At 69.7% G+C, this 23,655-nt stretch carries 25 protein-coding genes; 15 read left to right on the top strand and 10 right to left on the bottom strand.

Annotated elements, in window-relative coordinates:
* Positions 1-2: 2 nt before the first annotated feature.
* Both ACLQ2Q_RS17105 and ACLQ2Q_RS17100 read right to left on the bottom strand, forming a co-directional pair.
* The gene (locus tag ACLQ2Q_RS17105; protein WP_425822069.1) at positions 3-1,385 is read right to left on the bottom strand and encodes an 8-oxoguanine deaminase; all 1,383 of its coding nucleotides are present in this window, start codon (positions 1,383-1,385) and stop codon (positions 3-5) included.
* Complete coding sequence (locus ACLQ2Q_RS17100) at positions 1,382-2,482, bottom strand: XdhC family protein (RefSeq protein ID WP_425822067.1); 1,101 nt, start codon at positions 2,480-2,482, stop codon at positions 1,382-1,384. Before ACLQ2Q_RS17100 ends, ACLQ2Q_RS17105 begins: the two co-directional genes overlap by 4 nt.
* A 50-nt stretch (positions 2,483-2,532) precedes the next feature.
* Here ACLQ2Q_RS17100 and ACLQ2Q_RS17095 point away from each other — a divergent pair, with 50 nt between their 5' ends.
* On the top strand, positions 2,533-3,108 hold the full coding sequence (locus ACLQ2Q_RS17095; protein ID WP_425822065.1) for a nucleotidyltransferase family protein: 576 nt from the start codon (positions 2,533-2,535) through the stop codon (positions 3,106-3,108).
* Position 3,109: 1 nt separating this feature from the next.
* On the opposite strand, the gene ACLQ2Q_RS17090 is transcribed toward ACLQ2Q_RS17095, so the two are convergent.
* Entirely contained in the window at positions 3,110-4,045 is a 936-nt protein-coding gene (locus tag ACLQ2Q_RS17090; RefSeq protein WP_425822064.1) for a 2-hydroxyacid dehydrogenase, read from the bottom strand.
* 149 nt (positions 4,046-4,194) lie between these two features.
* On the opposite strand from ACLQ2Q_RS17090, the gene ACLQ2Q_RS17085 reads away from it, so the two are divergent.
* Complete coding sequence (locus ACLQ2Q_RS17085) at positions 4,195-4,626, top strand: DUF1761 domain-containing protein (protein WP_425822063.1); 432 nt, start codon at positions 4,195-4,197, stop codon at positions 4,624-4,626.
* Positions 4,627-4,650: 24 nt separating this feature from the next.
* On the opposite strand, the gene purQ is transcribed toward ACLQ2Q_RS17085, so the two are convergent.
* The gene (gene purQ / locus ACLQ2Q_RS17080) at positions 4,651-5,358 is read right to left on the bottom strand and encodes a phosphoribosylformylglycinamidine synthase subunit PurQ (RefSeq protein WP_425822061.1); all 708 of its coding nucleotides are present in this window, start codon (positions 5,356-5,358) and stop codon (positions 4,651-4,653) included.
* A complete protein-coding gene (gene purS, locus ACLQ2Q_RS17075) occupies positions 5,355-5,603 on the bottom strand; it encodes a phosphoribosylformylglycinamidine synthase subunit PurS (RefSeq protein WP_425822059.1) in 249 nt (82 codons plus the stop codon). The genes purQ and purS overlap by 4 nt, the downstream gene beginning before the upstream one ends.
* Positions 5,604-5,912: 309 nt before the next feature.
* Here purS and ACLQ2Q_RS17070 point away from each other — a divergent pair, with 309 nt between their 5' ends.
* From ACLQ2Q_RS17070 to ACLQ2Q_RS17040, 7 genes are all read left to right on the top strand, one after another.
* The gene (locus ACLQ2Q_RS17070) at positions 5,913-7,193 is read left to right on the top strand and encodes an extracellular solute-binding protein (RefSeq protein WP_425822057.1); all 1,281 of its coding nucleotides are present in this window, start codon (positions 5,913-5,915) and stop codon (positions 7,191-7,193) included.
* Positions 7,194-7,297: 104 nt separating this feature from the next.
* A complete protein-coding gene (locus tag ACLQ2Q_RS17065) occupies positions 7,298-8,326 on the top strand; it encodes a carbohydrate ABC transporter permease (protein WP_425822055.1) in 1,029 nt (342 codons plus the stop codon).
* The gene (locus ACLQ2Q_RS17060; RefSeq protein WP_425822053.1) at positions 8,323-9,240 is read left to right on the top strand and encodes a carbohydrate ABC transporter permease; all 918 of its coding nucleotides are present in this window, start codon (positions 8,323-8,325) and stop codon (positions 9,238-9,240) included. Before ACLQ2Q_RS17065 ends, ACLQ2Q_RS17060 begins: the two co-directional genes overlap by 4 nt.
* 3 nt (positions 9,241-9,243) lie before the next feature.
* Positions 9,244-10,743, top strand: coding sequence for a GH1 family beta-glucosidase (locus ACLQ2Q_RS17055; protein WP_425822051.1), 1,500 nt, complete (start codon positions 9,244-9,246; stop codon positions 10,741-10,743).
* A 16-nt stretch (positions 10,744-10,759) separates the two neighbouring features.
* Complete coding sequence (locus ACLQ2Q_RS17050; protein ID WP_425822049.1) at positions 10,760-11,773, top strand: LacI family DNA-binding transcriptional regulator; 1,014 nt, start codon at positions 10,760-10,762, stop codon at positions 11,771-11,773.
* Positions 11,774-11,840: 67 nt separating this feature from the next.
* Complete coding sequence (locus tag ACLQ2Q_RS17045; RefSeq protein ID WP_425822047.1) at positions 11,841-12,065, top strand: tautomerase family protein; 225 nt, start codon at positions 11,841-11,843, stop codon at positions 12,063-12,065.
* Positions 12,066-12,195: 130 nt separating this feature from the next.
* The gene (locus tag ACLQ2Q_RS17040; protein WP_425822328.1) at positions 12,196-13,209 is read left to right on the top strand and encodes a LacI family DNA-binding transcriptional regulator; all 1,014 of its coding nucleotides are present in this window, start codon (positions 12,196-12,198) and stop codon (positions 13,207-13,209) included.
* A 130-nt stretch (positions 13,210-13,339) separates the two neighbouring features.
* On the opposite strand, the gene ACLQ2Q_RS17035 is transcribed toward ACLQ2Q_RS17040, so the two are convergent.
* The 3 genes from ACLQ2Q_RS17035 to ACLQ2Q_RS17025 are packed head-to-tail and all read right to left on the bottom strand — an operon-like array spanning position 13,340 to position 15,601.
* Positions 13,340-14,221: a VOC family protein gene (locus ACLQ2Q_RS17035; RefSeq protein ID WP_425822045.1), complete on the bottom strand. Its 882-nt coding sequence runs from the start codon at positions 14,219-14,221 to the stop codon at positions 13,340-13,342.
* A gap of 45 nt (positions 14,222-14,266) precedes the next feature.
* The gene (locus ACLQ2Q_RS17030) at positions 14,267-15,232 is read right to left on the bottom strand and encodes a phosphoribosylaminoimidazolesuccinocarboxamide synthase (protein ID WP_425822043.1); all 966 of its coding nucleotides are present in this window, start codon (positions 15,230-15,232) and stop codon (positions 14,267-14,269) included.
* 30 nt (positions 15,233-15,262) lie between these two features.
* Entirely contained in the window at positions 15,263-15,601 is a 339-nt protein-coding gene (locus tag ACLQ2Q_RS17025; RefSeq protein WP_425822041.1) for a TfoX/Sxy family protein, read from the bottom strand.
* 139 nt (positions 15,602-15,740) lie between these two features.
* On the opposite strand from ACLQ2Q_RS17025, the gene ACLQ2Q_RS17020 reads away from it, so the two are divergent.
* Together ACLQ2Q_RS17020 and ACLQ2Q_RS17015 are read left to right on the top strand one after the other, a co-directional pair.
* Positions 15,741-16,364, top strand: coding sequence for a PadR family transcriptional regulator (locus ACLQ2Q_RS17020; RefSeq protein WP_425822039.1), 624 nt, complete (start codon positions 15,741-15,743; stop codon positions 16,362-16,364).
* Complete coding sequence (locus ACLQ2Q_RS17015; RefSeq protein ID WP_425822037.1) at positions 16,361-17,899, top strand: DHA2 family efflux MFS transporter permease subunit; 1,539 nt, start codon at positions 16,361-16,363, stop codon at positions 17,897-17,899. The genes ACLQ2Q_RS17020 and ACLQ2Q_RS17015 overlap by 4 nt, the downstream gene beginning before the upstream one ends.
* 6 nt (positions 17,900-17,905) lie before the next feature.
* Here ACLQ2Q_RS17015 and purD read toward each other — a convergent pair whose 3' ends face one another.
* Entirely contained in the window at positions 17,906-19,174 is a 1,269-nt protein-coding gene (gene purD, locus ACLQ2Q_RS17010) for a phosphoribosylamine--glycine ligase (RefSeq protein WP_425822035.1), read from the bottom strand.
* A gap of 89 nt (positions 19,175-19,263) precedes the next feature.
* On the opposite strand from purD, the gene ACLQ2Q_RS17005 reads away from it, so the two are divergent.
* Positions 19,264-19,632 carry a sterol carrier family protein gene (locus ACLQ2Q_RS17005; RefSeq protein WP_425822033.1) on the top strand — a complete coding sequence of 123 codons (369 nt, stop codon included), beginning with the start codon at positions 19,264-19,266 and terminating at the stop codon, positions 19,630-19,632.
* A gap of 87 nt (positions 19,633-19,719) precedes the next feature.
* Entirely contained in the window at positions 19,720-20,175 is a 456-nt protein-coding gene (locus ACLQ2Q_RS17000; protein WP_425822031.1) for a potassium transporter Trk, read from the top strand.
* A gap of 105 nt (positions 20,176-20,280) precedes the next feature.
* On the opposite strand, the gene ACLQ2Q_RS16995 is transcribed toward ACLQ2Q_RS17000, so the two are convergent.
* The gene (locus ACLQ2Q_RS16995; RefSeq protein ID WP_425822029.1) at positions 20,281-20,889 is read right to left on the bottom strand and encodes a zinc-binding alcohol dehydrogenase; all 609 of its coding nucleotides are present in this window, start codon (positions 20,887-20,889) and stop codon (positions 20,281-20,283) included.
* Between the two features lie 72 nt (positions 20,890-20,961).
* Between ACLQ2Q_RS16995 and purM the strand changes: the two genes are divergently transcribed.
* Both purM and purF read left to right on the top strand, forming a co-directional pair.
* On the top strand, positions 20,962-22,167 hold the full coding sequence (gene purM, locus ACLQ2Q_RS16990; protein WP_425822027.1) for a phosphoribosylformylglycinamidine cyclo-ligase: 1,206 nt from the start codon (positions 20,962-20,964) through the stop codon (positions 22,165-22,167).
* 6 nt (positions 22,168-22,173) lie between these two features.
* Positions 22,174-23,634, top strand: a complete 1,461-nt coding sequence (gene purF / locus ACLQ2Q_RS16985; RefSeq protein ID WP_425822025.1) for an amidophosphoribosyltransferase — start codon at positions 22,174-22,176, stop codon at positions 23,632-23,634.
* The last annotated feature ends 21 nt before the right edge of the window (positions 23,635-23,655 follow it).

Below are 23,655 nucleotides of genomic sequence, written 5' to 3'. Positions count from 1 at the left end.
GATCAGCGCCGCCCGGCGAGCTCGCGCGACGCGGCGGCGACCTCTTCGGCGAGCACCGCCTCTTCGGCGGTGGTGAGCCGACCGTCCTCGACCACCGTGCGGCCGCCGACGAAGAGCCGCGAGATCGGGGGCAGTGCGCCAAGACCGAGCGCGGCTACCGGATCGAGGATTCCGGCGTGCTCGACGCCGTCGATGCGCCACACGGCGACATCCGCCAGCTTCCCGATGTCCAGCGACCCGAGTTCCGCCTCCCGGCCGAGCACGCGTGCGCCGCCCACCGTCGCGATGCGCAGCGCGGCCCGCACGCTCATCGAGTCGGCGCCGGTGCGCAGCCGATTCATCAGCACGGCCTCGCGGATCTCCGTGCCGAGCTGGCCGGACTCGTTCGACGCCGCCCCGTCCACGCCGAGGCCGACGGGCACCCCGGCGGCCAGGAGATCGCGCACCGGGGCGATGCCGGCGGCCAGCCGGGCGTTCGAGGAGGGGCAGTGCGCCACACCCGTTCCGGTTTCGGCATATCTCGCGATCGCCGATTCGTCCAGGTGCACACCGTGCGCCATCCACACGTCTGACCCGAGCCAGCCGAGCGAATCGAGATAGTCCGTCGGAGACATCCCGAGGCGTTCGAGGCAGTAGGCGTCCTCCTCGACCGTCTCGGAGGCGTGCGTGTGCAGCCGCACGTTCAGCGAGCGCGCGAGCACCGCCGATTCGCGCAGCAGATCGGCCGTCACCGAGAACGGCGAGCACGGCGCGATCGCCACGCGCACCATCGAGGCGAACGACGGGTCGTGGTAGCGCTCGACCGCCTGGGCGGATGCCGCCAGCGCGGCGTCGGTCGTCTCCACCGCGAAGTCCGGGGGCAGGCCACCATCCGACGCGCCGAGATCCATCGACCCGCGGGTCGCATGCAGCCGCACGCCGATCCGGCCGGCCGCTTCGACGATCGCACCCACGATGTCGCCCGACCCCCGCGGAAAGATGTAGTGGTGATCGCCCACGGTCGTGCACCCCGAGCGGGCGAGCACCGCCATCGCGCCTGCGGCGCCGACCCCCGTCAGACGGGCGTCGATCCTCGACCACAGCGGGTAGAGCGACGTCAGCCAGTCGAAGAGTATGTCGTCCTGGGCATATCCCCGGGTCAGCCATTGGTAGAGGTGGTGATGCGTGTTGATGAGCCCCGGCGTGACCAGGCACCCGGAGGCGTCGAGAACGTCCGCGTCCTCGCGCCACTCGGCCGGTGCGGGCCCGGCGCCGACCGCCGCGATCAGCCCCCGCTCGAACACGATGTGGCCCGCGAGATGCTCGGTGCCCGCCGCGTCGACGGTCGCGATGTGCGCACCCTCGATCACGGTGCGGCGGGAGCCGTCAGCGTCCTGGGCGCTCATCGAGCGGGCTCCGCGATGCCGCATGCCGACCCGGCGGCGGTTCCGGATGCCGCGCCGCGGCGCTCGCTCCGCTGCTCGTCGCGGAGCTTGTCCGGGTGGTTGCCGCGGCGCTCGTTCCGGTGGATCGGCGTCGGGCTGTCGCGCAGCGGCGTTCCCGGCCCGCCGCGGCGGGCGGCGACCACCTCGGCCAGGATGGAGATCGCGGTCTCCTCCGGAGTGGTCGCCCCGAGGTCCAGCCCGAGCGGGGAGTGCAGGCGCTCGAGTTCGAGGTGGTTGAGGCCCCGTCGGAGCAGCAGATCGGCGCGGCGGGCGACGGTGCGGCGGGCTCCCAGAGCCCCGACGAAGGCGACGGGGAGCCGGAGCGCCACCTCCAGCGCCGGCACGTCGAGTCGCTCGTCGTGCGTCAGCACGCACACGACCGAGCGGGAGTCGAGCCTCCCGGCAGCGGCCTCCGCCACGAGGTAGTCCGCAGGGATCGCTGCGACCAGGTCCGCTGCATCCGGAAATCGCGCGCGCGTGACGAGCAGCTCCCACGCGTCGCAGACCGTCACGGCGTAGCCGGCGGTGGAGGCCGTCCGGCAGAGGGCGGCGGCGTAGTCGCCCGCTCCCAGCACGAGCAGGCGAGGTCGCGGGGCGTGCGAGAGCGTCAGCAGCGCGTCGTCGCGGGGGTCGGCATCCGACGCCGCCCGGAATGTTCCCGCATCAGGCCCGCGCACGACGAGCGACACCGTGACCTGCTCATCGTTCAGCGCACCGTCGAGTGCGGCCATGGCGATCGCATCGCCGGAGTCCAGGGGATAGGCGACGACCTCGATCTCGCCGCCGCACGCCAATCCGGCGGCGTGGGCGGTGGCATCGGAGAAGCCGAACCGGGCGGTGCGTCCGGCTCCGGAGAGGCGCGCCTCGTGTGCCAGGGCCACGGCATCCGTCTCGACGCACCCGCCGGAGATCGAGCCGATCACGTCGCCGGCGCCGGTCACCGCCATCGAGGCGCCGGTCCCTCGAGGAGCGCTGCGCGCCACGGCGGTCACCGTGACGACGGCCAGCCGCTCCCCCGCGCGGAGGCGCGGCACCAGGTCGGCGGCCAGCTCGAGCATGAACCCACGCTACCCGCCGTGTGTTACCGCGGGGCTACGCTGTCGTGACCATGGATGCCCGCATCTGCGGCCTCGTGCTGGCGGCCGGGGCAGGCACCCGCTACGGCGGCCCGAAGGCGCTCGCACGCACGGCCGCGGGTGATCTTTGGGTGACGAGGGCCGTGCGGATGCTGGTCGCGGGAGGATGCGCCGACGTGCTCGTCGCGGTGGGAGCGGACGCGGATGCCGCCCGGATGCTGGTGCCGGTGGGCGCCCGTGTCGTCGTGGTCGAGGAGTGGGCCGATGGCGTCTCGGCCACCCTTCGGGCCGCCCTCGCCGCGGCATCCGGCTTCGATGCCGTGCTGATCACGCCGGTCGACACCCCTGACGCCCCGGCAGAAGCAGCTCGGCGGGTCCTGGAGGTGGGCCTCGCCGCGGCATCCGCCCCGGACGCGCTCGCCCGTGCGGTGTACCGAGGCCACCCCGGGCACCCGGTGCTGGTGGGCAGCGCCCACTGGAGCGCACTGGCCGGCGATCTGAGCGGCGATCGGGGAGCCGCAGGCTACCTCGAGACCCACGGTGCGGTGGCCGTCGAGTGCGGCGATCTGTGGTCGGGCGCCGACATCGACGTCCGCGAACCGGGCTGACTCAGCCCCCGAACACCACGTTCAGCGGTTCCTCGCCGCGCTGCATCCGGAGGATCTGACGCGCGATCAGCCGGGCCATGCGCGGCCGCATCGCGCTCGTCGCCCCACCGACGTGGGGCGCGATCAGCACCCCGGGCATGCTCCAGAGCGGGTGGTCCTCGGGGAGCGGCTCGGGGTCGGTGACATCGAGGGCGGCCCGGATGCGTCCGCCTTCGGCGACGAAGGCGTCGGTGTCGATCAGCGGGCCGCGGCCGACGTTGACCAGCAGGGCGCCATCGGGAAGCGCACGCAGCGCCTCGGCATCGAGAACGTGCCGGGTGTCATCGCCGCCGGGCAGCGAGAGCATCACGATCTCGGCGTGGGGCAGCAGGTCGTGCAGCTCGTCGATGCCGTGCACGGGGATGCCGTCCTCGGTGCGGGCGCGGCGTGCAACCGCCGTGATGTCCACCTCGAACGGGGCGAGCCGGGCCGCGATCGCCTTGCCGATGCCGCCGTAGCCCAGCAGCAGCACCCGCCGGTCGGCGAGACTGTTGGCGAAGACCGGCGCCCAGCGACCGGCATCCTGGGCGCGCACGAAGTCGGCGAAGTGCCGCTGCGCGGCGATCGCGAGCCCCACGGCCAGCTCCGCCGTGGACGTCTCGTGCACCGACGACGCGTTGGCGAACGTCGTGCCCGGCGGCAGCTTCTCGTCGATGCCCTCATAGCCGATGGACTGACCCTGCACGAGCCGCGTCTCGACGTCGGCGAGCAGCGCGAGCCCGCGTCCCTGACTCATGTACGGCGGCACGACGATGTCGATCGTCGCCCTCGGCGCGGGCCCGTCCATCTCCCAGACGATCAGCTCGACCCCCTCCGGGCGACCGATGGCACGGGCGACGTCGTCGGCGAGCTCCTGGCTCGGCACGGATGCGGTCACGTTTCGGATGTCGGTGGTCACGGTTCCACGCTACCCACCTCGTGCGGGGCTCTGCCCGTTGTTGCCAGCACGCGGTCACACGGCCCCGCTTCCGGCGCGCTTCGCACGCGAGGCCGGCGGACGGCGATAACCTCGGCGCGAGCCGGCAGGCTCATCCGAAGGAGGCTGTCATGGTTCCCGAGATCAACTACTGGGCGGTGCTGATCGCGACCGCATCGAGCATGGTCGTCGGCACGATCTGGTACACGCCGAAAGTGTTCGGAACTCGCTGGGCGAAGCTCGCGAACGTCGACATGGATCGGCCGGGCGCATCCGCCGTGCTGCCCATCGTGGTCACCGTGTTCGTCAGCTTCGTGACGGCGTGGGTGCTCGCCGGCGCGACGGCGATCGCATGGCACTTCTACGGCGGCGGATACCTGTGGACCGCCATCGCCACGGCGGTGGCGCTGTGGGCGGGATTCACTGCGGCCCGCTTCATCACCCACGACGCGTTCGAGGGCCGCCCGTCATCGCTGACGGTCCTCAACATCGCCCACGAGCTCGTCACGGTGCTTCTCATGGCGGTGATCATCGGCGTCTGGCCGCCGGCCGGAACGGTCTAGCGCCGCACCCGGCGGTTCTGCGGGTCAGGCCGCGGCGCCGACGACCGCGGCGACGGCCGACGTGAAGAAACCGATGCCGTCGGTTCCCGAGCGCATCGCCTCGCGGGTGTTCGGGCCGAAGCCCTCCTCCACGGCGTGCTCAGGGTGGGGCATGAGCCCCACGACGTTGCCCCGTTCGTTGGAGAGGCCGGCGATGTCGCGCAGCGATCCGTTCGGGTTGACTCCGAGGTAGCGGAAGGCGACGAGCCCCTCGCCCTCGAGGCGGTCGAGCTCCGACTCCGCGGCGATATACCCGCCATCGGCGTTCTTCAACGGGATGACGATCTCCTGGCCGTCCGCGAAGTCCGATGTCCACGCGGTCGAGGAGTTCTCGACGCGCAGGCGCTGGTCACGTCGGATGAACTGCTGGTGCGCGTTGCGGATGAGACCGCCCGGCAGCAGGTGCGCCTCGACGAGCATCTGGAAGCCGTTGCAGATCCCGAGGATCGGCATGCCCTTCGCCGCGGCATCCGACACCTCGCTCATGATCGGCGCGTGCGCGGCGATCGCACCCGCCCGCAGGTAGTCGCCGTAGCTGAAGCCACCGGGCAGCACGAGCGCGTCGACGCCCTCGAGGTCGTGCGAGCCGTGCCACAGCGCGACCGGCTCGGCCCCGGCGACGCGGATCGCGCGCCGCGCGTCGCGGTCATCGAGCGACCCGGGAAAGGTGATGACGCCGATGCGCGCGCTCACTCGACCACCTCGATGTTCACCACGTCCTCGATCACGGAGTTCGACAAGATGTCATCGGCGATCCGGCGTGCTTGCGCGAGCACTTCTTCTCCGACCTCCCCCTCGACGGTGAGTTCGAAGCGCTTGCCGATGCGCACCCCCGAGAAGGTGTCGACTCCGAGCCGGGTCAGCGCGCCGGAGACGGCTTTCCCCTGGGGGTCGAGCAGTTCGGCCTTGGGCATGACGTCGACGACGATGGTGGGCATGGAGGGCTCCGGATGTCGCGGGCGGGCGTTCCTCCCAGTCTATCCGCCGCACTCCGGGCGCCGCGGCGCCCCGGTCATCTCCCTCGCTCCGGCAGCAGGTCAACCGCTGTGACATAACCGTGACGATGCGGATGGGAGCGCTCCCTTGACTTTCGTGGGAGCGGTCCCATAGAGTCCCCACAAGGTCGTGAGAGCGCTCCCACGGAAGAAGTTCGGGGAGTGGATCGCGCCGGGCAGTCCGTCGTCATCGGCAGCACCGCCACATGCACCACTGCGCAAAAAACACCCTGACACCACAAAGGAGTGACAGTGAATTCACCCGCACTGCGGAGGGCCGGCATCGTTCTGGCCGCCGCATCCACCACCGCCCTCGTCCTCGCCGGCTGCGCCGGCGGAAGCGGCGGCGGGGGCCAGGCATCCGCCGATCCCGACGAGGAGATCACCCTCACGATCGCGACGTTCAACAACTTCGGCTACACCGAAGAGTTCCTCCAGAAGTACATGGACGAGCACCCGAACGTGACCATCGTCCACAACAAGGCGGCCGAATCCAGCGACGCCCGCAAGAACTTCTTCCAGAAGCTCGGCAAGGAGGGCCTCGCCGACATCGAGGCCGTCGAGGTCGACTGGCTCGCCGAGGCTATGCAGTACTCCGACCTGCTGGCTCCCGTGCCCGACGAGCTGAAGGGCCGCTGGCTGGACTGGAAGGAGGCCGCGGCGACCGACCCCGACGGCAACCTGATCGGCTACGGCACCGACATCGGTCCTCAGGCGATCTGCTACCGCGCGGATCTGTTCGAGGCCGCCGGTCTGCCGAGCGCCCCCGCAGACGTGGAGGCGCTGTTCACCGGCGACTGGAACAACTACTTCGACGTCGCCGACCAGTACAAGGCCGCAACCGGCAAGGCGATGATCGACGCGGCGAACTCCGTGCTGCAGGGCATCGTCAACCAGATGGAGTACACCTACGACGAGCCCGACGGCAAGGTCATCGCGACGACCAACCCGGAGATCGAGGAGGCGTACAACACCGTCATCGAACGCGCCGTGCCGAACTCGAAGTACTCGAAGCAGTGGGGCGACGACTGGAACGCTTCCATGGCCAACGGCGAGTTCGCCACGCTCCTCTGCCCCGCGTGGATGCAGGGGATCATCTCCGGCACCGCCCCCGAGGTGGAGGGCTGGAACATCGCCAACGTCTTCCCCAACGGCGGTGGCAACTGGGGTGGGTCGTACCTGACCGTCCCGGCCAACGGAAAGAACGTGGCCGCTGCGCAGGAGCTCGCTGACTGGCTCTCCGCTCCGGAGACGCAGGTCGAGGCCTTCCTGAACGTCGGAACCTTCCCGAGCCAGGTCGACGCGTACGAGAACCCGAAGCTCACGGACTACACCAACCCGTACTTCCAGGACGCGCCCACCGGTGCCATCGGTGCCGACCGCGCCGAGGCCGTGACGGTTCTGCCGTACAAGAGCGCGAACTACTACAAGTACCACGACGCTCTCCAGAACGCGGTGAACCGGGTGTTCGACGGCACCGAGGACCAGCAGACCTCGTGGGACACCTACGTCGCCGAGGTCGAGGCCTTCTAGCGATCCGAACCTTGCGGGCCGCGCCACGCGGCGCGGCCCGCATCGTTCTCACCCGCCCATCCCCGATGCTTTCGCCCCAGAGACCCGACGATACGGAGACTCACGTGACCGCGACCGAAACCCGCGCGAGGACGACACCGAAGCCGCGCACCCTTCCGGACAAGCAGCCGAAGAGCGGCCTGTCGTTCGGAAACAAGCTGAGCAGGTGGGACTTCAAGTACTCCCCCTACGTCTACATCGCCCCCTTCTTTGTCCTCTTCGCGATCATCGGGCTCTTCCCGATCGTGTTCACCGCCGTCATCTCGTTCCAGGAATGGGACCTCGTGCGCAATTCGGGCACGTTCGTCGGCTTCGAGCAGTACATCTGGATCCTGAACGACCCCAAGTTCTGGACCGCCCTGCGCAACACCTTCAGCATCTTCCTGCTCTCGACCATCCCGCAGCTGGTGCTCGCGGTCTTCATCGCCGCGATGCTCGATCGCAACATCCGCGCCAAGACGTTCTGGCGCATGAGCGTTCTCCTGCCGTACGTGATGGCCCCGGTCGCCGTCTCCCTCATCTTCAGCAACATGTTCGGCGACAACCACGGTCTCGTGAACAACGTCCTGACCGACATCGGGTTGTCCCCCATCCCCTGGCACACGGACCCGTTCTGGAGCCACATCGCGATCGCGACGATGGTCAACTTCCGCTGGACGGGGTACAACGCCCTCATCCTCCTCGCCGCGATGCAGGCCGTGCCGCGCGAGTACTACGAGGCGGCGACGGTGGATGGCGCGAACGCCTTCCGCCAGTTCGTGAGCATCACGCTCCCCTCGCTGCGCCCCACCTTGATCTTCGTGGTCATCACCGCGACGATCGGCGGCCTGCAGATCTTCGACGAGCCCCGCATGTTCGACAACACCGGTGAAGGGGGGGCCGCCCAGCAGTGGCTCACGATCACGCTGTACCTCTACAACATCGGCTGGGGCCAGTTCAACTTCGGCCGAGCAGCCGCGCTCGCGTGGATCCTGTTCATCATCATCCTGGTCATCGGCTTGATCAATCTGCTCATCACTCGGCGCATGGTGCGTGATGACGGCGGCCGCGGCGTCGTCCGCAACCGCCGCCGTCGGAAGGGAGTCCAGTCATGAGTGCCGTCAGCACGCCCCCTCTCGCGATCATCGAAGAGAACCTGCCGAACGACGGTCGTCGCCGTCGCGCGGAGCGCACGACCAGGATCCGCGGCATCCGCGCGGGCACCTGGGTCTACATCGGCCTCGGCGTCGTCGCGGTATCCGCCATCTTCCCCTACTACTGGTCGTTCCTGATCGGCTCGGGCACCGCCTCGACGATCAACGATCCGAACATGTCCTGGATCCCCGGCGGCAACTTCATCGCCAACGCCCTGTCGGTCGTCAACGATTCGGCGGTCAACTTCTGGGTCGCCCTGTGGAACTCCATCTTCAGCTCGACGCTCATCGCAGCATCCGTCGTCGTCTTCTCCACACTCGCCGGATGGGCCTTCGCGAAGCTGCACTTCAAGGGCGGCAAGTGGCTGCTCGCGTTCGTGGTGGCGACCATGGCCGTGCCCATGCAGCTCGGCGTCGTGCCCCTCTACATCCTGTTCTCCGACCTCGGCTGGACGGGTCAGATCGGTGCCATCATCGTGCCCGCCCTCACCAGCGCGTTCGGAGTGTTCTGGATGACGCAGTACCTCAGCCAGACCGTCCCGGACGAGCTCATCGAGGCCGCACGCGTCGACGGCGCCTCGATGCTCCGCACGTTCTGGACGGTCGGCGTGGTCGCCGCCCGCCCGGCAGCGGCCATGCTGTTCCTGTTCACCTTCGTCGGGGCGTGGAACCAGTTCTTCTGGCCCTTCATCGTGCTCGACCGTCAGAGCCCCACGCTTCCGGTGGCTCTGTCGCTGCTGCAGGGCAACTACTTCATCGACTACTCCATCGTGCTCGCCGGAGTGCTGCTCGCAACGATCCCGCTCCTCATCCTGTTCGCCTTCGCCGGCAAGCAGCTCGTGAGCGGCATCATGGCCGGCGCGGTGAAGGGCTGACGCATGACGATCCTGACGAGAGAGGACCTCGCGCGCATGCCCGAGACCCCCACCCGCCCATTCCCCGAGAACTTCCTGTTCGGAGCCGCCACGGCGGCGTACCAGATCGAAGGCGCCGCGTTCGAGGACGGCCGCACCGCATCGATCTGGGACGCCTTCTCCCGGGTTCCCGGTGCGGTCATCAACGCCGACAACGGCGATGTGGCCTGCGACCACTACCACCGGTACCGCGACGATGTCGCCCTGATGAAGAGCATGGGACTGCAGACGTACCGCTTCTCGACTTCCTGGTCGCGCGTGCGTCCCGACGCCGGAGCCGTCAACCCGAAGGGTGTGGACTTCTACAAGCGCCTGGTCGACGAGCTGCTCGACGCCGACATCATGCCGTGGCTCACGCTGTATCACTGGGACATGCCGCAGGCGCTCGAGGAGCGAGGCGGCTGGGCCGTGCGCGAGTCGGCCGAGCTGTTCACGGAGTACGCGCTCACGATGCACGACGCGCTCGGCGATCGCGTCAACGTCTGGACGACGCTCAATGAGCCGTGGTGCTCGTCGTTCCTGAGCTACACCGCCGGGCTGCATGCGCCGGGACGGTACAGCGTCAGCGACGGGCTCCGGGCATCGCATCACCTGCTGCTCGGGCACGGGATGACGGTGAGCGAGCTGCGCAAGCGCGACGCGTCGCTCGACCTCGGCATCACGCTGAACCTCACGGTGGCCGAGCCGGCGGACCCGGCCGACCCGGCGGATGTGAACGCCGCGCGCCTGATCGACGGTCAGTTCAACCGCTGGTTCCTCGACCCGATCTTCCGGGGCGCCTATCCCGCCGACATCTACGACGAGGTGGCGGATGACGCGCTCCGCGCCGCCATCCGTCCTGGCGACCTCGACACCATCTCGACGCCCATCGACAGCCTCGGCGTGAACTACTACCACGGCGACTTCGTCAGCGGGCACGCGCCGCAGAACCCGCCGGTGCGCGGGGACGCGCCCACTGACCGGCCGGGTGCGTCGCCGTACCCGATCGTGGCTGACATCCACCCGCACGAGCGAGGACTCGCACGCACCAGCATGGGCTGGGAGGTGCAGCCCGCGGGCCTCACCCAACTGCTCCTGCGCGTGCAGGAAGAGTACTCGGGCCCTGCCGGGGTGAAGCTCTTCGTCACCGAGAACGGCGCGGCCTACGACGACGAGCTCGTCCGGGAGGGCGGCGAGCTCCGCGTGCACGATCGCGAGCGCACCGAGTTCGTGCGGGTGCACGTGGCAGCCATCCTCGACGCCATCGAACAGGGCGTCGACGTGCGCGGCTACTTCTACTGGTCGCTCCTCGACAATTTCGAGTGGGCGTGGGGCTACGAGAAGCGGTTCGGCATCGTGCGCGTCGACTACGCGACGCAGGAGCGCACCCTCAAGGACAGCGGCCTGGAGTATCGTCGCATCATCGCGGAGCGGGCGATCGACATCCAGAGCGCTGTATCGTCGCCGTCTCCCGCGAACGTCTGACGCGCGGGGGGACCGTATGAAAACCGAGGCACGACATGGGCCGGCGACGATCGAAGAGGTCGCCGCCGCCGCCGGTGTGTCGCGTTCGACGGTCTCCCGCGTCGTCAACGGCTCCACGGCCGTCAGCCCCTCTGCGGTGGCGGCGGTGAAGGCCGCGATCGGCGCGCTGAATTACGTGCCGAACCGCGCCGCGCGCTCGCTCGCAAGCAGGCAGACGCACACGATCGCGCTGGTGGTGCCCGAGGACACCACGCGGTTCTTCGGCGACCCGTTCTTCGCGTCGATCGTCACCGGCATCAGCTCGCGCCTCAGCCGGTCCGACTACATCCTCAGCCTGTTCATCGCCTCGGACGACCCGGGCGACAAGACGACGAGCTACCTGCTCGGGGGGAACGCCGACGGTGCGGTGGTCGTCTCCCACCACACGAGCGACACGTTCATCGAGCGCATCGCAGCGGCCGTGCCGGTGGTCTACGGCGGCCGCCCCGTGCACGAGCGGCCAGGCGACTACTACGTCGATGTCGACAATGTGAGGGGCGGCCGCGACGCGACCGACTACCTCATCCGCAAGGGCCACCGCCGCATCGCGACCATCACCGGTCCGCACGACATGCCGGCGGGCATCGACCGTCACCAGGGGTGGCGCGACGCGCTCGCCGCGGCGGGGCTCGAAGAGGGGCAGGCGGTCGACGGCAACTTCACCGCCGACGGAGGCGCAGAAGCCATGCGCCGCATCCTGCAGCAGGGCGAGCTTCCGGATGCGATCTTCGTGGCGAGCGACCTGATGGCACGCGGTGCCATCGCGGCGCTCGCGGCCGAGGGGATGCATGTGCCCGACGACGTGGCGATCATCGGGTTCGACGATTCCCCTGTCGCCACCACTCTGACGCCGCGGCTCACGACGATGCGCCAGCCGTCCCTGTCGCAGGGAGCGGTCATGACCGACGTGCTGCTGAGCCTGCTCGGCGGCGGCAACCCGCCGCACGTCACGATCATGGACACGGAGCTGGTCGTCCGCGACAGCGCCTGAGCATCGGCGCTGGCTAGAGTGGGCCCCTGATCCACTGACCTGTGGATCCGTCCCCTGAGGAGAGCCGATGCCGAACATCACCGTCGAACTGCTGACCGGCCGCACCCTCGACCAGCGTCGCGCCTTCGCCCAAGAGGTGACGCGCAACGCCGTCGACCTGCTGGGCGCCCGGGCTCAGGACGTGCGGATCGTGTTCACAGAGATCGAGGCAGACCATGTCGCGAACGGGGGCGTGTTCTCCAGCGAGGACCCGTCGCGCGCCGAGGTCGTGGGCAGGTTCGGGCGCATCTGAGACCAGCAGCGCGCGAGAAAGGACGGCAGCCTGGAGTATGGTCGCAGCATCGCGCAACGCTCCATCGATGTGCCGTTGCCTTCGGTGATGTCGATATGAGCGCGCTCGATCTCGCACACGGGGGGTGACGATGAAGACCGAGGCGGTCCACGCCGCCGCGACGATCGAGGACGTCGCCGTCGCCGCCGGTGTGTCGCGCTCCACGGTATCGCGTGTCGTGAACGGCTCGACCGCCGTGAGCCCGTCCGCGGCTGCCGCCGTGAAGGCGGCGATCCGCGAACTCGGCTTCGTCCCCAACCGGGCCGCGCGCTCGCTGGCCGGCAGGCAGACCTACACGATCGCGCTGGTTGTAGCCGAGGACACCACACGCTTCTTCAGCGATCCGTACTTCGCGTCGATCGTGGCCGGGGTCAGCTCGCGGCTCGAGGAGTCCGACTACATCTTCACCCTCTTCATCGCGTCGGATGACCCGGGCGCCAAGATGACCGGCTATCTGCTGGGCGGCAACGTCGACGGGGCCATCGTGGTGTCGCACCACACGAGCGACACGTTCATCGACAGCATCGCGACGGCCATGCCGGTCGTCTACGGCGGACGGCCCCTGCGAGAGCACGCGGGGGACTACTACGTGGACATCGACAACGTGCAGGGCGCTCGGGACGCAACGGAGTATCTCATCGGCAAGGGGCATCGGCGCATCGCGACGATCACCGGACCCCTCGACATGCCCCCGGGAATCGACCGGCTCCGCGGCTGGCGGGAGGCGCTCCGGGCCGTCGGCGTAGCCGAGGGCCCCGTCGAGGACGGCGACTTCACCGCCGAAGGGGGTCTGGCCGCGATGAGGCGCATCCTCGCCACCGGCCGCGTGCCCGACGCGATCTTCGTGGCGAGCGACCTGATGGCTCGCGGTGCCATGAGCGCCCTCGCCGTCGAGGGACTGCGCGTGCCGGACGACGTGGCGATCATCGGCTTCGATGACTCCCCCGTCGCGACGACCGTGGCGCCGCGGCTCACGACGATGCGCCAGCCGACGCTGTCGCAGGGCGCCAGAATGACGGACGTGCTGCTGTCTCTGCTCGGCGGCGGCGACCCGCCTCGGGTCACGATGATGGGCGCCGAACTGGTCGTTCGCGACAGCGCCTGACTCCGGTCCCCGAGCTCCGGTCCCCGAGCTTGTCGAAGGGTCGCGTCCGCCGCGATCGACGCTTCGACGGGCTCAGCGACCTTCCCTCATCCTGCTGCGGCGACCTTCCCTCATCCTGCTGCGGAGGGTCTCAAGCGACCGTTGCGTGCAGCGCGTTGTTCCAGGGGTCGTCGAAGCTGAGGGTGTGGCCGTCGTCGCGAATGGGTGTGCCGTAGTGTGCGAGGCGCTCTCCGAGTGCGCCCAGGGAATCGGCATCCGGAAGCACCAGGTCGACCCGCCCGAGGCCGAGGGCCGGCATCCGTGGACCGGCGCCGCGGGAGTTCCAGACGTTCATCGCCATGTGGTGGTGGTATCCGCCCGCGCTGACGAACAGCGCCTGCCCGCCGTAGTCCAGCGTCTTGTCGAATCCCAGCCGGTCGACGTAGAACTCGTATGCCGTCTTCACGTCGCCGACCGAGAGGTGCACGTGACCGATGGATGCCGCATCCGCCGCCGTCGAGCCGTTCGCCGCCGCCTCGCCGAGGTGCTCACCGAGGAAGATGCTCGGGTCGAGGTAGAGGGTCGCCATCTCGACCTGCCCGTGCGTCCACGACCAGGCGGTGCGTTCGCGATCCCAGTACAGCTCGATGCCGTTGCCCTCGGGGTCGGTGAAATAGAACGCCTGGCTGACGAGATGGTCGGCGCTGCCGGTGAAAGTCTGCGGCGCGTGCCGCGCGACGGAGTACAGGGCCGCGGCCAGCGCCTGTTGCGTCTGGAAGAGGATCGCCGTGTGGAAGAGCCCGGCGCTCCCCGCGGGCGCGTGCCGGAGCGAGGGCTCGTGCCGGAGGATGACGAGCGGGCGACCTGCACGGCCGAGGGTTACGGCGTCCGGTCCCTCATCGAGCACCCGCAGCGTCACGACGTCGCGGTAAAAGCGCGTCATGCCGTCGAGGTCGGCGACGAGCAGCGTCACCGCACCCATGGCGGTGGCGTCGGCAAGACGCTCAGCATGCGCGTCGGAGTTCTCATGCATATGCATAGGTAACGTCGGGGATGCTGAGCGAATTCCTCCGGTCGCCTAGTGCGACCCGCCGGTCAGGCGCTCGAGCAGCTCGCGATAGCGGTCCGCTGTGCGCTCGATGATCTCCGCAGGCAGGTCGGGCGGGGTCCCGTGCTTGTCCCAGTGGGCGACCAGCCAATCGCGCACGATCTGCTTGTCGAAGCTCGCCATGCGGGCCTTGGGTGTCTCGCCTCCCGCCCAGGCGGCGGCATCCCAATACCGGGAGGAGTCGCTCGTGAGCACCTCGTCGGCGAGGGTCAGCGTGCCGTCGGCATCCGTCCCGAACTCGAACTTCGTGTCGGCGAGGATCAGGCCGTGCGCCTCGGCGGTCGTGGCCGCCCGTGCGTAGATCTCGAGGGACCGATCGCGCAGGGCGGCGGCGGCATCTTCGCCGACCAGCTCGACGGTGCGCTCATACGAGATGTTCTCGTCGTGCTCACCCATCGGCGCTTTGAACGCCGGGGTGTAGAGGGGCTCGGGAAGCCGATCGCCGTCCTCGAGCCCGCCGGGCAGCGGGATGCCGCAGACCGTGCCGCTCTCGCGGTACTCGGCCCACCCGCTGCCGGTCAGGTAGCCGCGCACGACGCACTCGATCGGGAGCATGTCGAGGCTGCGCACCACCATCGCCCGCCCCGATACCTCGTCCGGGATCAGGCTGTGCGGCTCGTCGTCGGCGCCCAGGGTGTGGTCGGCGACGAGGTGGTTCGGGATGCGGCGACCGCCGTCCCCGCCGGCCAGACGGTCGAACCACCACAGGCTCAGGGTCGTGAGCAGCTCGCCCTTGCCCCGGATGCCGGGCGAGAGCACGTGGTCGAACGCGCTGACGCGATCGCTCGCCACGACGAGCATCCGGTCCTCGGGAATCTGCGTGCCGCCGGCGGCACCGGTTCCTGAGCCCGTCGAAAGGTCGACCGGCCTGTAGAGATCGCGGACCTTGCCGGAGTAGACGTGCCGCCAGCCGGACAGATTCAGGGGGGAGCTCACCCCACCATTATCCCGGCGCGTCCGGGCGCCTCACGGCGTGATGGAGTCGAGGTAGGCGAACGCCTCGCCCATGAGCGCTGCCCATCGCTCTTCCCCGGCGTCCGGAGACAGGCTGACCCACTCCCGCATCTCCCGTTCGCGCATGACCATGCGGACGGCTGCGCCGTCGGTCACTAGCTCCGACGCCCGCGCCTCGGGCACCTTGACGGTGAGCCCCCCGTCCGAGTTGACGAACGCGAAGATCTTGCCCCGCACCCGCAGGCCGTCGGTGCCGAACATGCGGCCGATGTCGACGCCGGGCTCTGCGAGGAACGACTCGGCGAGCGGATCGAAGACCTCGCGCCCGCGGGCCCTTTCATCGGCGGTCATGTCCTCACGGTAGGGCGGTGGCGGGGTGCGGGTCCAGTGACGGATCCCGCCCGGCTCCGACACCCGCGTGGTATATTCCATCTGGACTAATCCAGCGGGACTGGCCGGCGAGCATCCGAAGAACGAGAGGGCGTGAAGCATGTCGAAGAGAGCGCGATCCCTCACGCCGCTCGCGGTGACCGCGCTGGCGCTCCTCGAGGAGCGGCCGATGCATCCGTACGAGATGCTTCAGCTGCTGCGACTCCGCGGCAAGGACGCCGTGCTCACGATCAAGCCGGGCTCGTTCTATCACACGGTCGCGAGGCTCGCGGAGCTCGGGCTCGCGGAAGTCCACTCCACGGGGCGGGACGGCAACCGCCCGGAGCGAACGCTCTACGCACTGACCCAGGAGGGCCACGAGGCGATCGTCCGCTGGGTTCGGACGCATCTCGCGGCGCCCTCCACGCCGCAGGAGTTCGCGATCGCCCTCGCCGAGGCGCACAACCTCGCCTTCGATGAGGCCGTCGACATCCTGCGGGCCCGACTGGCGCGGCTCCGCGCCGATGAGAGCGAGCTGCGCGCCCTGCTCGACCGCGCCCATGCCAAGGGGATCCCCTTCGCATTCCACCTCGAGGTCGATCGCCGCGCCGACCTCACCCGCGCCGACGCCTCCTGGACGGCGTCCGCCCTCGAACACCTCACCGCCGATTCGGCGGCCTGGCCAGACATCCATCCCGACCCCTCAGCGGTCGGCATCCACAGCTCCTGGGAGCACACCAAGTGACCGAACAGAATTCAGCACCGGCGGCATCCGCCACCTCCGCCCGCAGCCCGTGGCCCGCTCTCTGGGCCCTCGTCATCGGGTTCTTCATGATCCTCGTCGACACGACGATCGTCTCGGTGGCGAACCCGGCCATCAAGGCGGCCCTCGACCCGGAGACGAACAATCTCGACAACGTCGTGTGGGTGACGAGCGCGTATCTGCTCGCCTACGCCGTGCCGCTGCTCATCACGGGTCGCCTCGGCGACCGCTTCGGGCCCAAGCGGATCTACCTGATCGGCCTGACGGTCTTCACGCTCGCGTCGCTGTGGTGCGGACTCTCCGGCTCGCTCGAGATGCTGATCGCCGCCCGCGCGGTGCAGGGCCTCGGCGCCGCCCTGATGACCCCGCAGACCATGGCGGTCATCACGCGCACCTTCCCCCCGAACCGCCGCGGTGCGGCCATGGGCCTCTGGGGAGCCACCGCCGGCGTCGCGACGCTGGTAGGCCCGCTCGCAGGTGGCCTGCTGGTCGACGGCTTCGGATGGGCGTGGATCTTCTTCATCAACATCCCGGTCGGCGTGATCGCCTTCGTTCTGGCATGGATGCTGGTGCCCGACCTTCCCACCAGCCCGCATCGGTTCGACATCGTGGGCGTCTTCCTCAGCGCGATCGGCCTGTTCCTCATCGTCTTCGGTCTGCAGGAGGGCGAGCACTACGACTGGGGAGTGATCTGGGGACCGATCACGGTCTGGGGAGTGATCATCGCCGGGGTCATCGTGATGGGCATCTTCATCTGGACGCAGGCGCGCACCAAGAACGAGCCGCTCGTCCCGCTCCCGCTCTTCAAGGACCGCAACTTCGGGGTGGCCAACATCGCGATCGCCGCCGTCGGCTTCACGGTCACCAGCATGTCGCTGCCGCTCATGTTCTACATCCAGCTCGCGCGGGGGCTGACGCCGACCCAGTCGGCTCTGCTGCTGATCCCCATGGCCCTGCTCTCAGGAGTGCTCGCGCCCTTCGCGGGGAAGCTGCTCGACCGCACCGATCCGCGGTTCCTGCTGGTGCCTGGTCTGCTGTTCGTCGCGGGTTCGCTCTTCTGGTACTCGAGCCTGATGGCCACCGACGCACCGATCTGGATGTTCCTTCTGCCCTCCGCGATGATGGGCATCGGCAACGCGGGCATGTGGGGTCCGCTCGCCACGACCGCGACGCGCAACCTTCCGATGCACCAGGCCGGTGCGGGTGCGGGCATCTACAACACGACGCGCACGGTCGGCTCGGTGATCGGCTCGGCGGCGATCGCGGCGTTCATGCAGAGCCGCCTCGAGGCGAACCTGCCTGGTGCGGGATCCTCGGGCGGGGACTTCGGGACGGGGGGACAGCTGCCGGCGTTCGTGGTCGAGGGGTTCTCGACCGCGATGGCGCAGGCGATCCTGCTTCCGGCATCCGCGCTGCTCGTCGGCCTGGTGGCCGTGCTGTTCATTCAGCGGCCGAACACCTCGACCGCGACGGCCGATTGGCATGCCGCCGAGGCGGAGGCCGAAGCGGCGAGGTAGCCCGCGCTATTCCGCGACGCCCGCGGCGATGTCGGTGCGGTAGTGCGAACCCTCGAGCTCGACCTGCGCGATCGCGCGGTAGGCGCGCGCGCGGGACTCGGCGAACGTGGTGCCGAGGCCGACGACGCTCAGCACGCGTCCGCCGGTGGCGATCAGCTCGTCGCCGGATGCTGCGGTCGCGGCGTGTGCGATGTGCACACCCTCGACCGCGGCCGCGGCGTCCAGTCCGCGGATCGGGCGCCCGGTGACAGGCGCCTCAGGGTAGCCCTCGCTCGCGAGCACCACGGTCACGGCGGTGGCCTCGGCGAAGCCGGGCTGGGGGACGTCTTCGAGGTGGCCGGATGCCGCGGCTGCCAGCAGCTCCGAGAGCGGCGAGACGAGCCGCGGGAGCACGACCTGGGTCTCTGGATCGCCGAAGCGCGCATTGAACTCGATGACCTTGATACCGGCGTCGGTCAGGATGAGTCCTGCGTAGAGCAGGCCGATGAACGGCGTTCCCTCGGCATCCATCTGCCGCACGACCGGCAGGGCGACCTCGTTCGTGACGAGCTCGACGAAGGCGTCCTCGCCCCCGAACCGCTCGGTCAGCCACGGGAGTGGTGAGTACGCGCCCATGCCGCCCGTGTTGGGGCCCTGGTCGCCGTCGAGCGCCCGCTTGAAGTCCTGCGCGGGGGAGAGCGCGCGCACGGTGTCGCCGTCGCTGACGAAGAAGAGGGAGACCTCCGGCCCCTCGAGGAACTCCTCGATCAGCACCGGACCGGTGGACAGGTAGCCCTCGGCGTGTGCCAGGGCCGCGGCGCGCTCGCTCGTGACGATCACGCCCTTGCCGGCCGCGAGGCCGTCGGCCTTCACGACGTGCGGGGCCCCGAGGTCATCGAGCGCGGCCTCCACCTGCTGGCGGGTGTACGCGTGTGCGGCGCGGCCGGTGGGGACGCGGGCGGCATCCATGATCCGCTTCGCGAAGGCCTTCGAGCCCTCCAGCTGGGCGGCCGCCCGGCCCGGACCGAAGACCGGGATGCCTCGCTCTCGCAGCGCGTCGGCGACGCCGGCGACGAGCGGGGCCTCCGGTCCGATCACGACGAGGTCGATGCTGGCGTCATTGGCGTAGTTCGTGACGGCGACGGGGTCGAGCGGATCGAGGGCGACGATCTCGGCGTCGCCCGCGATGCCCGCGTTGCCTGGTGCCGCGTAGATCTCGTGCGGCGCGTCCTCGCCGCGAAGGGCCAGGATGATGGCGTGCTCGCGGGCACCGGAACCGAGGACCAGGATTCTCACCCCGCCAGCCTACCGGCGGCGCTCCTGGCGCCCTGGGGTGCGCACCCGTGGTCCGCACGGCGGCGACACCGTGCGCGTAGCGTGGAGGAGTGCCGAAGAAGATCGACGTCGACGAGGGGCGCGCCGCGCTCGCCGCCGTCGAGGCCGCCATCGCCGCGGACGCGAAGCCGGGCCGCACCGAGCTGGCGACGGCGGTGCGCTACCTGCTGCAGCTGCTCGTGGAGAAGGCGCCTGGCAACAGCGTCGAGGTGCGCGTGCCGCCCTTCGGCGCGGTGCAGGTCGTGCAGGGTCCCCGGCACACGCGGGGCACCCCGCCGAACGTCGTCGAGACCGACGCTGCGACGTGGATCGCCCTCGCGACGGGGCGGGAGAGGTGGGTGGATGCCGCGGCTGCCGGCCGCATCGTGGCATCCGGTGTGCGAGCCGACGTGTCGGAGCTCCTGCCGCTGCGCCCCTGAACGCAGCGGCCCGCGCCCCCGGAAACCCGCTGTCCACGACGCAGAACCCGCCGGTCCGGTGGCCCCGGGCGGTGGGAGAATGGAGCCATGTCCAACCCAGACCAGCGCCCGACCACAAGCGATGAGATCATCGGCGGTCGCGTGCGCCGAAGCCCGCGCTACGGGGCGTTCCTGGTGCTCGGAGCGCTCGTGGGGGTGCTGGTCGCGCTGATCCTCACGTTCGCGTACGACGGCACGTCCTCGCCGAGCGACCTCACTAACGTCGTCTTCTCCGAGGGCCAGGTGTTCGGCTTCCTCGCCCTCATCCTGGGCAGCATCGGCGCGCTGCTCGGCGGGATCGTCGCTCTGGTGCTCGACCGCAGCCTGCGCCGGCGCACCCGCTCCGTGGTGGTCGACCACGAGACCGTGCAGTACGAGGACCAGCCCGAACCGGAGCCGATGGTGCTCAACCAGGTCGACCAGCCCGCGCCGCTGGGCGGGCGCGACGACGGCGCGCCCAGCGCGGCGCCGTCCACGACGCCCCCGGACGCGCCGGGTCGCTGAAACCCCCGGACGCGCCGGGTCGCTGAATCCCCGAGCTACGCCCAGCGCGAGAGCCGCACGGCCGCCAAGAACCCTTCGGCGTCAGCTACCGGTCGTCGGCGCCCGCTACGCGAGCTCGGCGATGATCGGATGGATCGCGGCGTCGAACGCGACCACATCCCCCCGCAGTCCGTCTGTGACGGCGATCGTGAGCGATCCGATCCACCACACTCCCCGCTGAGTGAGCGGAAGCACCTGCACGTTCAGCTCGAACGAGTGCGCCCGCCGGCCGACCTGTCGCTCGTGCACGGCGATCGCGCTGGCGTAGGCGCGGTACGAGACACCCGGCTTGGCCGCGGCATCCTTCGTGTAACGTGCGTTCACCGACTGGGCGTATGCCAGCCCCTCCGGCGCGTGCGGGATGATGGCCTCGCGCAGCACCTCGGAGCCGGTCTGGGGAAGGGCGATGAGCGTGTCGAAGCCCTCCACCAGCTCCAGCGGCACGGATGACGGATGCGCCTGCGGCTCGACCGTCATGGCCCAGTACTCCCGCCATTGGCGCTCGAGCAGGGCCTGTGCCTCATCGGTCCGGTCGTTGACGCGCGAGGGGATGCCGCGCAGGTGCGGGAGCTCGTCGGGCGAGCGGATGCCGAGCACCTGCCGCAGGTAGAGGGCCAGCAGAACGGGCTGGCTCGCGTCCTCGCGAATCAGCCACTCCGGCGCGCCGCCCGTCATGCCTCGATTCTACGACTGCGCGCCCCCATCCAGCGCGGGTCGGTGCCCACGAGCGACGGGTAGGCTGGGCGCGTGGCACCTGACTCCCACGCATCCTCCTTCTCCACGCCGGCCGAATCTTCGGTCGCCCTCTCGTCGACGGCGGCGAACCCGCACCGTTCCACGTATTCCGAGGCCGGAGTCGACACCGCGGCGGGGGATCTCGCCGTCGAGCTGATGAAGTCGGCGGTCCGTTCGACGCACGGTCCCGAGGTGCAGGGCGGGGTCGGCGGATTCGCGGGCATGTTCGACGCCAGTGCGCTGCGCGCCTACCGTCGCCCGTTGCTGGCGACCTCCACCGACGGGGTCGGCACCAAGGTCGCGATCGCCCAGGCGATCGACAAGCACGACACCGTGGGTCAGGACCTGGTCGGCATGGTGGTCGATGACATCGTGGTGGTGGGCGCCCGGCCCCTGTTCATGACCGACTACATCGCATGCGGCAAGGTGGTGCCCGAGCGGATCGCCGACATCGTGCGCGGCATCGCCGACGCCTGCCGCGAGACCGGCACGGCGCTGATCGGCGGCGAGACGGCGGAGCACCCGGGTCTGCTCGGCCCGAACGACTACGACATGGCCGGCGCCGCGACGGGCGTCGTGGAGGCCGACGCCCTGCTCGGCTCGCATCGTGTCGAGTCCGGCGACGCAATCCTCGCCCTCGCATCGAGCGGCCTGCACTCGAACGGCTACTCGCTCGTGCGGCACATCGTGACCCGCGCACGCATCCAGTACGGCGACTTCGCCGCGGACTTCGGCACGACGTGGGGCGAGGCGCTCCTCGAGCCGACCAGGCTCTACACCGCGCCGCTGCTGCGTCTCCTCTCCGATCCCGGCGCGGGCGACGGCGTGCACGCGCTCAGTCATGTCACGGGCGGCGGCATCGCCGCCAACCTCGCCCGCGTGCTGCCCAAGGACACCTGGGCCGAGGTCGATCGGTCCACCTGGTCGCCGAGCCCCGTCTTCCGTGTGCTGTCGGATGTCGGCGGCACCTCGCTCGAGTCGAGCGAGGGCACCTGGAATCTGGGCATCGGATTCCTCGCGGTCGTCGCCGCCGACCGCGCAGAGGCCGCGGCATCCGCGCTCGCGCAGGAGGGCATCGCGGCCTGGCAGGTCGGCATCGTGCGCAGCGGCCCCCGTCCGCAGGGAGAGTTCGAGCAGGGCGCCAAGGGTGTCGACGGCGGCGCGGTGCGCCTGGTGGGCACGTATCGAGACGACACAGATCACAACGGAGCGAACTAGACACCCATGTGCGGCATCGTCGGAATGGTCGGACACGGCCCGGTCAACCAGGAGATCTACGACTCCCTCCTACTCCTTCAGCACCGCGGGCAGGACTCGACCGGCATCGCCACGGCCGAGCGGCACGGCATCTTCCACCTGGCTAAGGCCCGGGGCATGGTGCGCGAGGCATTCCGCACCCGCGACATGCGGGCGCTGCTCGGCAACATCGGGCTCGGTCACGTGCGATACGCGACGCAGGGCACGGCAGGCAACGAGGAAGAGGCGCAGCCCTTCTATGTGAACGCCCCGTACGGCATTGTGCTGGTGCACAACGGCAACCTCACGAACACGCGGGAGCTCACCGACGAGCTCTTCCACAAGGACCGCCGGCACCTCAACACCAGCTCCGACACCGAGCTGCTCGTGAACGTCCTGGCCAATGAGCTGCAGGCCTCGATCTCCGGCCTCGACCTCGAACCCGAGACGGTGTTCGAGGCGGTCACCCGCGTGCACGAGCGCGTCGAAGGCTCTTATGCCGCCATCGCCCTGATCTCGGGCTACGGCCTGCTCGCCTTCCGCGACCCCTTCGGCATCCGCCCCCTGATCCTGGGCACCCGCAAGAACGAGGCCGGCGGCTACGACTGGATGGTGGCCTCCGAGTCGCTCGTGCTCGAGAACGGCGATTACGACGTCGTCCGCGACGTGATGCCCGGGGAGGCCGTCTTCATCACGGTCGACGGCGCCCTGCACACGCGCCAGTGCGCCGCGAACCCGCAGCTGTCGCCGTGCTCCTTCGAGTACGTTTACCTGGCCCGGCCGGACTCGGAGATGAACGGCATCTCGGTCTACGAGGCGCGGCTGCGCCTGGGGGAGCGCCTCGCCGACACGATCGAGAAGTACACCCCTCCCGGTGCGATCGATGTCGTCATGCCGATCCCCGACTCATCCCGCCCCGCCGCCATGCAGGTCGCCCGCAAGCTGGGGCTCGAGTACCGGGAGGGCTTCTACAAGAACCGCTACGTCGGACGCACCTTCATCATGCCGGGGCAGGCGGTGCGCAAGGCGAGCGTTCGGCAGAAGCTGAACGCGATGTCGAGCGAGTTCAAGGGCAAGAACGTCCTGCTGATCGACGACTCGATCGTGCGCGGCACCACGAGCCAGCAGATCATCCAGATGGCGAGGGATGCCGGGGCCAAGAGCGTCACGTTCGCCTCGGCCGCGCCGCCGGTGCGCTTTCCGCACGTCTACGGCATCAACATGCCCTCCCGGCACGAGCTGGTCGCACACAACCGCACGATCCCCGAGATCGCCGAGGCGCTCGGAGCCGACTACCTGGTGTACCAGGAGGTCGACGACCTCCGCGACGCGATCCTCGAGGGCTCCGACATCACCGACCTCGACATGAGCTGTTTCGACGGCCGCTATGTCACGGGCACCGTGTCGGAGGAGTACCTCGCCTGGGTCGAGGGCAACCAGCAGTCGTGACGGCGGCACTGTGACTCCGGT

The sequence above is a fragment of the Microbacterium sp. DT81.1 genome (assembly GCF_049844955.1).
Lineage (GTDB): Bacteria > Actinomycetota > Actinomycetes > Actinomycetales > Microbacteriaceae > Microbacterium.
This window is presented reverse-complemented; position numbering and strand designations above follow the sequence as displayed.

What these genes read in the sequence shown, in the direction of transcription:
- ACLQ2Q_RS17105 (WP_425822069.1), bottom strand. Translation starts at nt 1,385, where the DNA reads ATGAGCGCCCAGGACGCTGACGGCTCCCGCCGCACCGTGATCGAGGGT.
- ACLQ2Q_RS17100 (WP_425822067.1), bottom strand. Translation starts at nt 2,482, where the DNA reads ATGCTCGAGCTGGCCGCCGACCTGGTGCCGCGCCTCCGCGCGGGGGAG.
- ACLQ2Q_RS17095 (WP_425822065.1), top strand. Translation starts at nt 2,533, where the DNA reads ATGGATGCCCGCATCTGCGGCCTCGTGCTGGCGGCCGGGGCAGGCACC.
- ACLQ2Q_RS17085 (WP_425822063.1), top strand. Translation starts at nt 4,195, where the DNA reads ATGGTTCCCGAGATCAACTACTGGGCGGTGCTGATCGCGACCGCATCG.
- purS (WP_425822059.1), bottom strand. Translation starts at nt 5,603, where the DNA reads ATGCCCACCATCGTCGTCGACGTCATGCCCAAGGCCGAACTGCTCGAC.
- ACLQ2Q_RS17060 (WP_425822053.1), top strand. Translation starts at nt 8,323, where the DNA reads ATGAGTGCCGTCAGCACGCCCCCTCTCGCGATCATCGAAGAGAACCTG.
- ACLQ2Q_RS17055 (WP_425822051.1), top strand. Translation starts at nt 9,244, where the DNA reads ATGACGATCCTGACGAGAGAGGACCTCGCGCGCATGCCCGAGACCCCC.
- ACLQ2Q_RS17050 (WP_425822049.1), top strand. Translation starts at nt 10,760, where the DNA reads ATGAAAACCGAGGCACGACATGGGCCGGCGACGATCGAAGAGGTCGCC.
- ACLQ2Q_RS17045 (WP_425822047.1), top strand. Translation starts at nt 11,841, where the DNA reads ATGCCGAACATCACCGTCGAACTGCTGACCGGCCGCACCCTCGACCAG.
- ACLQ2Q_RS17040 (WP_425822328.1), top strand. Translation starts at nt 12,196, where the DNA reads ATGAAGACCGAGGCGGTCCACGCCGCCGCGACGATCGAGGACGTCGCC.
- ACLQ2Q_RS17035 (WP_425822045.1), bottom strand. Translation starts at nt 14,221, where the DNA reads ATGCATGAGAACTCCGACGCGCATGCTGAGCGTCTTGCCGACGCCACC.
- ACLQ2Q_RS17025 (WP_425822041.1), bottom strand. Translation starts at nt 15,601, where the DNA reads ATGACCGCCGATGAAAGGGCCCGCGGGCGCGAGGTCTTCGATCCGCTC.
- ACLQ2Q_RS17020 (WP_425822039.1), top strand. Translation starts at nt 15,741, where the DNA reads ATGTCGAAGAGAGCGCGATCCCTCACGCCGCTCGCGGTGACCGCGCTG.
- ACLQ2Q_RS17000 (WP_425822031.1), top strand. Translation starts at nt 19,720, where the DNA reads ATGTCCAACCCAGACCAGCGCCCGACCACAAGCGATGAGATCATCGGC.
- ACLQ2Q_RS16995 (WP_425822029.1), bottom strand. Translation starts at nt 20,889, where the DNA reads ATGACGGGCGGCGCGCCGGAGTGGCTGATTCGCGAGGACGCGAGCCAG.
- purF (WP_425822025.1), top strand. Translation starts at nt 22,174, where the DNA reads ATGTGCGGCATCGTCGGAATGGTCGGACACGGCCCGGTCAACCAGGAG.